This window comes from Alphaproteobacteria bacterium 33-17, from assembly GCA_001897445.1.
Lineage (GTDB): Bacteria > Pseudomonadota > Alphaproteobacteria > Rickettsiales > 33-17 > 33-17.
The window spans coordinates 1-10,173 of record MKSX01000013.1 but is presented as its reverse complement, the minus strand read 5'-3'; the positions used below and the strand labels follow the sequence as shown (position 1 = coordinate 10,173).

Annotated in this window: 5 protein-coding genes and 1 pseudogene; 1 reads left to right on the top strand and 5 read right to left on the bottom strand. The window is 32.0% G+C overall.

Translation table 11 applies throughout. The annotated features are described in order from the left end of the window. The 5 genes from BGO27_03740 to BGO27_03720 form a co-directional block, all read right to left on the bottom strand. The coding region (locus BGO27_03740; GenBank protein ID OJV15160.1) for a hypothetical protein at positions 1–830 on the bottom strand (830 nt) is incomplete at its 3' end. After that, the gene (locus BGO27_03735) at positions 824–3,817 is read right to left on the bottom strand and encodes a hypothetical protein (GenBank protein OJV15159.1); all 2,994 of its coding nucleotides are present in this window, start codon (positions 3,815–3,817) and stop codon (positions 824–826) included. The genes BGO27_03740 and BGO27_03735, both read right to left, overlap by 7 nt. Positions 3,818–3,833: 16 nt before the next feature. Then, positions 3,834–4,784: an FAD-dependent thymidylate synthase gene (locus BGO27_03730; GenBank protein OJV15158.1), complete on the bottom strand. Its 951-nt coding sequence runs from the start codon at positions 4,782–4,784 to the stop codon at positions 3,834–3,836. Between the two features lie 82 nt (positions 4,785–4,866). Next, positions 4,867–5,346, bottom strand: a complete 480-nt coding sequence (locus BGO27_03725; GenBank protein OJV15157.1) for a hypothetical protein — start codon at positions 5,344–5,346, stop codon at positions 4,867–4,869. A gap of 10 nt (positions 5,347–5,356) precedes the next feature. Continuing rightward, positions 5,357–5,653 carry a hypothetical protein gene (locus BGO27_03720; protein OJV15156.1) on the bottom strand — a complete coding sequence of 99 codons (297 nt, stop codon included), beginning with the start codon at positions 5,651–5,653 and terminating at the stop codon, positions 5,357–5,359. A gap of 199 nt (positions 5,654–5,852) precedes the next feature. On the opposite strand from BGO27_03720, the pseudogene BGO27_03715 reads away from it, so the two are divergent. Beyond that, positions 5,853–10,173: pseudogene (locus BGO27_03715) on the top strand (hypothetical protein).

The window sequence follows — 10,173 nt, the reverse complement described above, 5'->3', positions numbered from 1 at the left end:
TCTTTTTTAATCATAGAAATTGCGATATAAAGTAAGGAGAAGCTTATTAAAAGTCTAACTAAATCAGTAGTTTCGCCATATATGGTAAGAGAAGCTAAAATGCCAAGGGGAAGTTTAGCGTTATTCATAACGGCAGCAATTCCAACGGGTACTTTCTTAATTTGTACATTCCACATATAATTACCAAAACCAGATGAAATTGTACCTAAAAGGGCAAGTATAAACCATTGTTTAATAGTGATAATTTCTAAAATATTAGATGGTATATTAGGGATTGCAAATAGTGCGCTGATAATCATACCGCCTAAAAACACCAAAGCATATGATGATATATCTTCTTTAATTTCAGTGTGTTTGTAATATATTTGACCCGAGGCAAAGCAAATATCAGCAGTTTGTACTAATAAAAACCCAATAAGCAAATTATTATCAAAACCACCATGCTGTAAATAAAGAACAGACGCTCCGGCAATTGCAACAACAGATGCTAATATATTGCGAAGTTCAAGCTTCTTTTTATAAATATTATCAGTAAGTACTACATAAATTGGAGTAAATGCAGTAAATAACGCAACCTGATAAGCGGCTAAGTATTGGTAAGATTTGATTACTAATAAATACATAACGCCATATTGTACAGCGCCAAGGCATAGTAATCTAAATATAAGTGCTTTGTTTAAATATCTGAATTTTAAGAAAGGTAATAAAGTTAGAGTCGCAAAGAAGAGTCTTGCAAATGCAACAAAACTTGAATCAAGAGTAGTAAGGTTGTACTTAACCAAACCAAAAGATACCGCCCAAATGCTTGATATAAAAAGTAAAATTACCATTGAATAATATTCCGTAAAAACCCTGGAGTTAATATTGATAATGGGTTTACGCTAATTTTTTTCTTTTGTCCATCACCAAATACCTTATAGTTGATTCCTATAAAGCCTTTATCACCTCCGATGATAGGTAATTTGCTCATTAAATTGTTAATTCCGTAAAGGTTTGGTGTTAATACCCCCTGAAAACTCTGCTCACTTGTTGCGATGTTATATTTGCCTTTTGAGCTTATGGATATAGAGTTGGAATTTGCATATACATTTTCAAGTAAAACAGTATTTTCTTTATATCTAAACTGTGCATCACCCTTAATTTCTGTAAACATTACGTTTTTCTGAGATAAAATATCAAGAATTCCAGTTATAGATGTAAGTTTCATAATGGTAAACAGTATTGAATTCTCAGTAAATTCAATATTTTTAATCATAAAGTCACCACTAAACTCATCTTTTGAATTTCTTTTTAGTTCAGCTGAGAAACTACCTTTAGTAAGATTTTGAGAGCTTTCTAAAGCTGTAATTATGTCGCCAATATTTTTACCACTCATTTGTATAATAGGGGTGTTTTCATTGTAATTAACATATAAAGATGAGTTTACTCCCTTAATATCGGCATAAATTTTTGTGCAATAGTCTTGGCAGGTAAGCTTATGTTTTAATGAGCTTAATTTGGTTCCATTTGCCCCAGTAACATTTGCCATGTCTATTTGAATTTCATGGTTTCTAAGATCTTGTTTTTCACTACTTTTTTTCTTTTCAAAATAATTACGCAGATTAATTTTTGAAGCTTTTATATTTAGGTTTTTGATACCTTTCTCTAGTGAATAATTTATAGAAGCATCAGTATTAGCTGATACAATTTTAGGGGCAGAAAAGCTAACAAAATCATGGGTTTTGTTATCAATGGTAGCTGTGAAATCTGCCTTTAAATCATCATAGATAAGCTTGCCTTTTTTTATTTCTATAGTTTTGTCGTTAGGCAAAATATCAGCTGATATGACTATATTTTCCTTGATACCTTTATAAAACCCAAACTCATGCAAGTTTATGTTACTATTTTTCAGGTCAAGGGTGAGGCTACCTTGTGGATTATTAGTAAAATCCCCTAGAAATTTAGCATGTATAGTTCCATACGGGAATATTTCATCAATTTTTTTATGACCAGCATTAACAAGTGATTTTCTAAAGCCCTCCCCAAGATTGCCCGTAATATTTACGTTAAGATTATTATTATTTAGATCTTTAATAACTTCAATATCTAGCATTTCTCCTAAGGCTTTAATTTTGCCTGCGGCTCTAACTTTTTCTTCCTTAATAGAAAGATCAATATTTCCATCTTCAATTTTTGTATTTATTTCGCTATCGATAATATTAGTAAAGGTTTTGAAATTGCTAATTTTACTATCAAGTGCAAAAGAAAGGTCTTTAAATTCAAGTTTTTCATGTGCTAAGGGGAAATGCATTTTAAATTCACCTTGTTGCATGCCGCTTGCCTTTAAAAGTGTTTGCATAGGTTTGCTATTGTTTTTAGGAATAAATTTAAAGCTATCTGCAATTGCTCCACTTACTTTTGCTGAAACAGTCATAACAGGGTTTTTTTCAAATGGTACTATGACCTTGCCATCTGTAATAGTACTTGCTCCGTCTTTTGCTGATATAACATCAAATTCAACATTCTTAGCAGAGAAAATTACCTTATAAGCAGCGTTTGTAAGGGGTTTGTAACTTGAGTGATAATTTATTGTGCCATTTTCAACATTTATTTCTGCACTAATATCATCTTTATCAGGATAAGTGTTAAACCATGCAGGATTGATTTTAAACTTAGCTTTAGCCTTTGAAATATTACCATTTGGCAGGGTTTTTGTAATAATTTCTCTAATTTTGCCTTCGGCACTTACTGGCCAGTATTTGCTTAAGTTCTGCAAATTAAGTTGGTCGATGGAAGTAGTAATCAGAGAATCTTGATTTTTAATATCCTGAGCTATATTGGCATTTAAAATTAGTTTTCCGATGTCGTTATATTTAGCTGTAAACTTCTCGATAATAATTCGTTTACTAGTTGGGAAGTATCTTATCAGTCCACCCATTTCTTCTAAATTATGTTCCTTTGAGAAGAATTTAGGTAGCTTATAATTGCCTTTAGAGGCAATTATTTCGGCGGATAGTTCTGTAATCAACCCTTTGCCATCAGCATGAATCCTAAAGACTGGTTGAAAAGTTATATTAGTATCAAAACTACCTATTTTTTCAGTGATTTTCTCATGAAGAAGACTATAAATTACATTTCCTTCAATTGGAGGAAGGTCAATTTTAACTTTAATATAGTTCTTTTTAAAGTAATCAAATTTAACAGAATTATTATATTCAACTTTGTTATAAACCGTAATTAAATTGCCTTTAAGCTTAGTTTGATCTTCAGATACTTTTTCAGTTTTATATGAGCTTTGTTTTATAAGTAAGGTTTCTAAATCGGGTGCTTTTATATATAGATTATTAGCTACAAATATCTCTTTTTGATCTTCTGGTATGGTTTTAATAAGGTTTTTAACCCATTTCAGGTTTGGGGCTTTAGAGCTTTTACTGGATTCGGGTCTTGATAAGTAAAGCACACCACCGTCAATTTCAGTATATCTTGGGGCAAAATATCCTTTTAATAAATCAGAGAAGTTTATAGTAGTTTTAAGATTATAAATAATAAACTTTACACTTTCATCTTCTTTGAAAATCAGGTTTTCAATATTGACTTTCAGTGACTTTATACTTTGATCATATTTATAAGTAATGTTACTATAATCTATATTTCCTGTACCCGATATATATCTGATTGCTGTAGTTGTAATAAATTTAACAACTTTTTCTTTATGAAAGCACCCATATACAGCAACAACAAGAGCAAGTGTAGTAATACCTATAGAAATTGAGGTAAATATCTTCAGTTTTCTTTTGGTGTTTTGTACTATAACTTCTTGTTGTTGCTGGTTTTCCATATTGATTTCCTAAAACTTATGCATCAACCTCTTCAATTTTTAGTGATGCCATCAGTTCGTTCCATTCGCGTTTTGACATGTTGCTGGTTTCTTGTGTTACTTTTTCACCTTTTATCATTTTTCTGACAACTTCAGTGCCTTTGCGGGATAATGAGCAAGAACCGATTATATACTCATCGAGTGCGGCATATGTATTAGGAACCCAGCGTTTAATAATGTCTAGCATGACTTCAGCATATACTCTAATTTCATATTGAGCGTGGCTATCGGCTCTGAGTTTTACAAAGTGCATTAAGTTATGAAGGTTAATTTTCCAGTACCATTCTGTATAATAGTTGAGGGTTAAATTCATTCTAGCTAGTTCTCTTGCTAATGAATCTTCATTCTCATCTATTACGTTGCCTTGTTCGTCATGGTTTAGCATAATTTCATAGTTGTGATAGCATCTTTCAGCATCATCACGTAGTAAATTCATTAATTTATGAGCTTTATCAGGGCTAAGTAAATCTTCACGACCCTGACGGTTGGTTGTAGACTGCTTTGCCATATTATCTGCTGTAGGAATATAGAATTCTTTAGATAAGATAGAATACCTTGCAGAATATTCATTCACACTTGCTGTACGGTGTCTGATCCACTGACGTGCAATAAAAATTGGCATTTTAATATGAAACTTAATGTCGCACATTTCAAAGGGAGTAGTATGCTTGTGTCTCATTAAATAATTAATAAGCCCAGCATCTTCGTTAACTTTTTTTGTGCCTTTTCCATATGAAACCCTTGCCGCCTGTACAATTGCCGAATCATCACCCATGTAATCGATAACTCTGATAAAACCATGGTCTAAAAGAGGGAAGGGCTTGTACAAAACCTCTTCAAGAGCAGGAACGGTTGCTCTTATAGTAGTATAGCTGGTATTGCGTAGTTCTTCAATTTGCTGTGACGTTGTAGGATTGTCATTGGACATAGGTTTAAGCCTCATCTTCATAAATTAAAATATTTTGAAGACTAGCACGATAAGTTAGATTGAACAATATTCAATTTGGTTTTTATTTATAAATCTCGTTTTTATAAACACCGTAAAGCTTTTCTTTTCTGATCCAGCCCTTGTAGTCTTTAACTATGACTCTGCACCAGTCAAGCGAACATTCCTGAATTCTTGCTTTAACTCCAGGCTCAACTACAACAAGTGGATGTGTGGTATCTGCCTGATTTTTATATAAAATTTGTTTTTCTTTAGCTGCAATTATACCAAAACGTTTGCCAGACAGCATAGATTCGTGTATCCACCCTTCATCACCGACAAAGTCTTTAATTTTTCGCCATTGCTCAAATTCTGCGAGTATTTCTACAGGTTCGTTTCGTGCGGTAAATATCCATTTTATAGGGTATCTGACGCTAGGACCTGTTCGTACATTAACTTCATGAGATTTAATTGATGCAAAACGTGGTAAAGGTAATTTTTCCTTTGCATAAGCCACTGTATTACATAAAAAAGTTAAAGTTAAGACTAATCCAAATTTGTTCATATGAAGCTACTTACTTTACAATAATTACATGCTCCCTAGGGTCTGCAACACCTAGAATTTGCTTTGCCTGCTGTTCTACCAGGTCAAGATCTAACGAGTCTGAATTCATAAGTTTTACCTTATGTTCAAGCATTATCCTTTCAAATCTTACTTGTTCTAATTCCTGCTTTAGTTCATCTAAATTGTCGCTAATTGACACAAGCGACATTATCCCTCTTTGCCCAGTTATTGTATGATACAAAAAATACAAGGCAAACAGTACTATAACCAAAGAGGTCTTATTAACTCTGCTTAATAAAACTAACATCTCTATCACAACAATATTATTAATTTAATTGTATGATATACAAGAATTTTTTTAAAGCAATATCATTGTTAAATGAATAATTTGGTTGTTTTGTTAAGTTATTCTTCTTAAATTGATTGTTTTTTAAGAGAATATATGATATAATTAGTTAATATTAAATTTGCAAATTATTAAGTAATTAATTACTTTGGGTTATCCAATGGCCAGGATCAAAAATAATGAATCATTTACATTAAATGACTCATTTAAATCACAACTAACAGAAAAAATCAGACAAAATTATAGTGTTGGAGAAGGCTATATAAGGTCTAAAGATAAGATTGCAAAAAAATTGCATCTTACGATTGACAATATTTTTCCTTATTTTGACCAAAGTGTTAAGCAAGATCGTAATACAAATGAATCGATTATTTCAAATAGCATAACAAACGCGCAGCTTGAGATTATTAACCAGATGATCCAAAGAGCAAATTCATTTCTTGCTGACAAAAGAATCACGAAAGATGTTGTCAATGAGCTTTCTTTAGATTCTGAGAAAGTTGCATTAGAGTTAATAGAGAATAAGTTGTCTTTAGGAAATTCTGAATTTACCTTTGATCCTGCTTCTAAAAAATTTGTATCTGAATATTTCAGTTTTTCTGATTCTGGTTTGAAAAAACTTTACGATGAAGAATTAGAAAAATTTATTAGTGAAAATAAATCTGTTATTGCAGATGGTTTAAAATATGAGTCGTTTTCTGAAGATGAAATAAAAGCTTTTGGCGTAACTTCAAAGCAAAAAATTCGTGAACTTACACAAATGCCAGTTATTGATCCAGATACCAATAAGCCAACAGAAGTTGGTATATTAGCTTACAGGTCTACATTATCAGGTTATGCTTCATCTGGTGCAAATAAAGCTAGATGGTTATTAAGCTCAGTAACCAGTTATATAAGCTCTGAGGAGCAAGCTGCATATGATTATTTAATCCATGCGGCTGCTGAAAAAGCTATCGATCATGATCAGGTTTCTCAAAAAGTTTTTGATAAAGCTAAAGAGCAAAACATTGCTGTAGCAAATAAGCAAATTAAACAAGAAGCTGATAAAATTGTTAAAGAATTTGAACAGGTTATTAACTTCGATATTAAGCTTTTTGAAGATTTAAGTTCTAAAAATTTGCTTAACGGTTTTATCGAGCTTGAAAAAACAGGCGGTTTTAAAAGGCTCGATACAGAAGCTGCCAGAAAAGCTATGCTTTCTATGGGCTTTCCTGATATCAAGCGTGATCTTTTAAAAGCTAATAATGCTCCTAAAGATGATGTTTTATCTAAGCTAAAAGATTCTGTTAAAACACAAATTAACAATTATGAAGATACTATAGAGCAGTTGCTGTTTAAATCACTTGAAATTGAAGATAAGTTTATCAAGCATTATCAGGGAACTTCAGAAAATATTAAAGCAGTTAAAGATGCTTCTGAGTTTACTGGATTTGTTTCTAAAACGGTAAAAAAAGAGTCTGAAAGTTTGTTAAACGATGTGTGTGGTGAACTGGATTATATTATATCTGAGTTTGATCTGCCGCAGGGTGTTATAAACAGTCTTAAGTTTGATGAAGTTTACAAAAATGTACATCAACATTTTACAAGTACCATTCCAATATTTGATGCATTTCAGGTTAACTTTGAAAACGACAAATTACATTTTACCTCTGATGTTTTTGATATTTCTTCTAAATCAAGTCAGGATGATTTAAATAAGCTATATACGCATGAACTTGAAATTAGAAAAACTTCTGCTGTGCTTAGAGAAAAAGCTGTACACGAACTTAAGTCGAAAGGTTTTTTAACAGTTGACGGAAAGTTAACTCCGAAGGGCAAATCCAAACATGAAAAGTTAAATATTGCAAATACAGTTTCAGATAATGCAAAACTTTTCGGGGCTAACATAATAAATAAAGTTGCACATGGATATGATGCTACCTTAGAGAATATTAATGCAGAGCATCTTATTCAGCATCAGATAGAGAGAATAATTGATAAAGAAGATGTAGCACGCATTGCATTTGAAACATACGTTAAAAATAACTGCCCTGCTATTAATACAGATTTGCAAGATTATGCTGATCAGGAAGTATCTGAAGTATTCCCTCAGCAAAAGCATATAATCTGTGAAAAAATGGCTCAGTTTACTCAAAGATTTACAGCTCTGGAAAAGGCAGTTAACGAAGCTGAAAATATCATTACTCATAATGCAAAGCTTTCATCGGCTGGTACAATTCAGGAAATTGCAAATAAATATGAACTAACTCGCAAAACTAACGCAGCTGCAGACAAATATTTCCTGAATCTCGATATTCTAAACTTTGCAAAAGAAAACCCTCTTGATGCACAAAAATTATTAGATGTTTATAATTACGGTGGGTATTTAAGCTATTTAAATTATGCTATGCCTTTAGTAAATGCATTGCCATATGCTGCTAAAGTTGCAAGTTCAGCAACAGAAGTTAAACAAAAAATAAATTCATTAATTGAATCATTTAAACCAGATCCTAATGCAGCGCCAAGTGAGCCAGGTTTCTTTAGTAAATATGTAGTAGGTTACGGTAAATGTGCTTTAACTCCTGCAAAGTTACTTTATAACGCAGCCGAGCAATACGGTATTAATGATAAAATAGCTGAAGGCTTTAATGCTGTTCAAAATAAAGTTGGTGAGCTTAAAGATGGTGTTTATAATCAAATTGAAAACAAGAAAAATGCATTAATCAATTCTTATAACGAAATTAAAGTAATTGTTGCAAAAATTCAGCAAGACCTTGATAGCAATGCGCAGGTATCTGAAAAGGATATGCAATTATATAATCTTGCAAGTCGCCTTATAGTAACTCAGACTCTTGATCTTATAGACTATGTTGGGGATGCTTTGTCAAAAGTACAGGGTAATGAAAATTATGCTGCAAATGTACTGAATGCTTTAAGTGATCTTAAAATTTTACCTGCTGATTTAGGTGTTCTCGTTAAAGATAATTTAGAGAAAGCTACGCATGATGATCCAGAAATGCAAAAATCTTTAAATACGGCGACTCAACTTATTGCGAATATTTTTATAAGCATAAAAGATCAGCTTAGAGAAGGTAAGAATAGAGAAGCTTTAAAAGATATAGTAATGATTTACGAAAAATCACAACTTGTACCGAATGCTACCTTATTACAGGATATTTTCAAAGTTCCAAATTTTGATGTTGTTGCATCTGCGGTTTGGGCATCGTGTTTTTCAGATACTTCTGCTGAAAATATTAGTCAACTTATTGCATCGCCTATAATTGAAAAAATCCTTGATTGGAATAAAATTGGTTTTGATATTAAGTTAATAGAAGATAAATCAGCATTTGCTGAGTTTATCAAGAAGCAGATCAACCTTGTTAATAAAAATGTCACTCAAGAGCAATTAAAAGATATTATTGAATTATATAATAAAACATCTGGATTTAATAATTTAGCGGCTATTGATAATGCAAGTGATGCGGTTAAGCTGCTTACAAGTATAATAATGCCAGAAGCTGATTATTTGAAAGATGATAATGCAGCGCTTACGCAGGTACTTGATATATTCATACATTACTGTGACAAGATAGGAATACCATACGATAAGTTAGGCTTTACAAGCGCAGAGAACCTTAAGCAAATGTATGCAGATGATAAAGAAGGCATGGTGCAGATGTTTAAGGATCTGCTAGTTCTTGCATCAAGTGCGCATAATGCAATTAAAGATGATTTAAATACACCAGAGAAAATTGCTGAATATAGAGCTGCAATGGAAGTATTGTTTGAGATTTATAAAAATAGTTTAAGAGATGGTCATAAATTTGACATTGCTACTGCTGATCTCGTAAATTTTTTAAATCAAAACGATCTTACATCTGATGGTTTAGATGAAAATAACAATTTTGATATAGAGTCTTTAAAACTTTTAGACTTTTTATCAGATAATCATCTTACATCTGAAAAATTAGGGGATAATTTTACAGATAGAAATATTGAAGCATTAGCAAAGGTGTTACCATCTGTTTGGAATAATCTTACTAAAGAAGAAGGCGGTAAGGCAGTTCTTGCTATATTATTTAGTCCATTACTTGAAGCTAAGCTTGACTGGAAAGTATTTGGTTTAGATCGTAGTATTTTAAACAACCAAGCTGCACCTGATTTTATAGCGAAGCAATATGAAGTTATTGGAAGCTTAAGCCCTGAGCAAATCAGAGATGTATTATTCCTATACAAAAAGACATCTGGATTTAGTAATTTGGCAGCGATTGATAATGCAAGTGATGCGGTTAAGTTGCTTACAAGCATAATAATGCCAGAGGCTGAGTATTTAAAAGATGATAATGCAGCGCTTACGCAGGTACTTGATATATTCATACATTACTGTGATAAAATCGGTATCCCATACGATAAGTTAGGCTTTAAAAGTGCAGAGAACTTTAAGCAAATGTATGCAGATGATAAAGAAGGCATGGTGCAGATGTTTAAGGATATGCTAGAAC

What these genes read in the sequence shown, in the direction of transcription:
- BGO27_03735 (OJV15159.1), bottom strand. Translation starts at nt 3,817, where the DNA reads ATGGAAAACCAGCAACAACAAGAAGTTATAGTACAAAACACCAAAAGA.
- BGO27_03730 (OJV15158.1), bottom strand. Translation starts at nt 4,784, where the DNA reads ATGTCCAATGACAATCCTACAACGTCACAGCAAATTGAAGAACTACGC.
- BGO27_03725 (OJV15157.1), bottom strand. Translation starts at nt 5,346, where the DNA reads ATGAACAAATTTGGATTAGTCTTAACTTTAACTTTTTTATGTAATACA.
- BGO27_03720 (OJV15156.1), bottom strand. Translation starts at nt 5,653, where the DNA reads ATGTTAGTTTTATTAAGCAGAGTTAATAAGACCTCTTTGGTTATAGTA.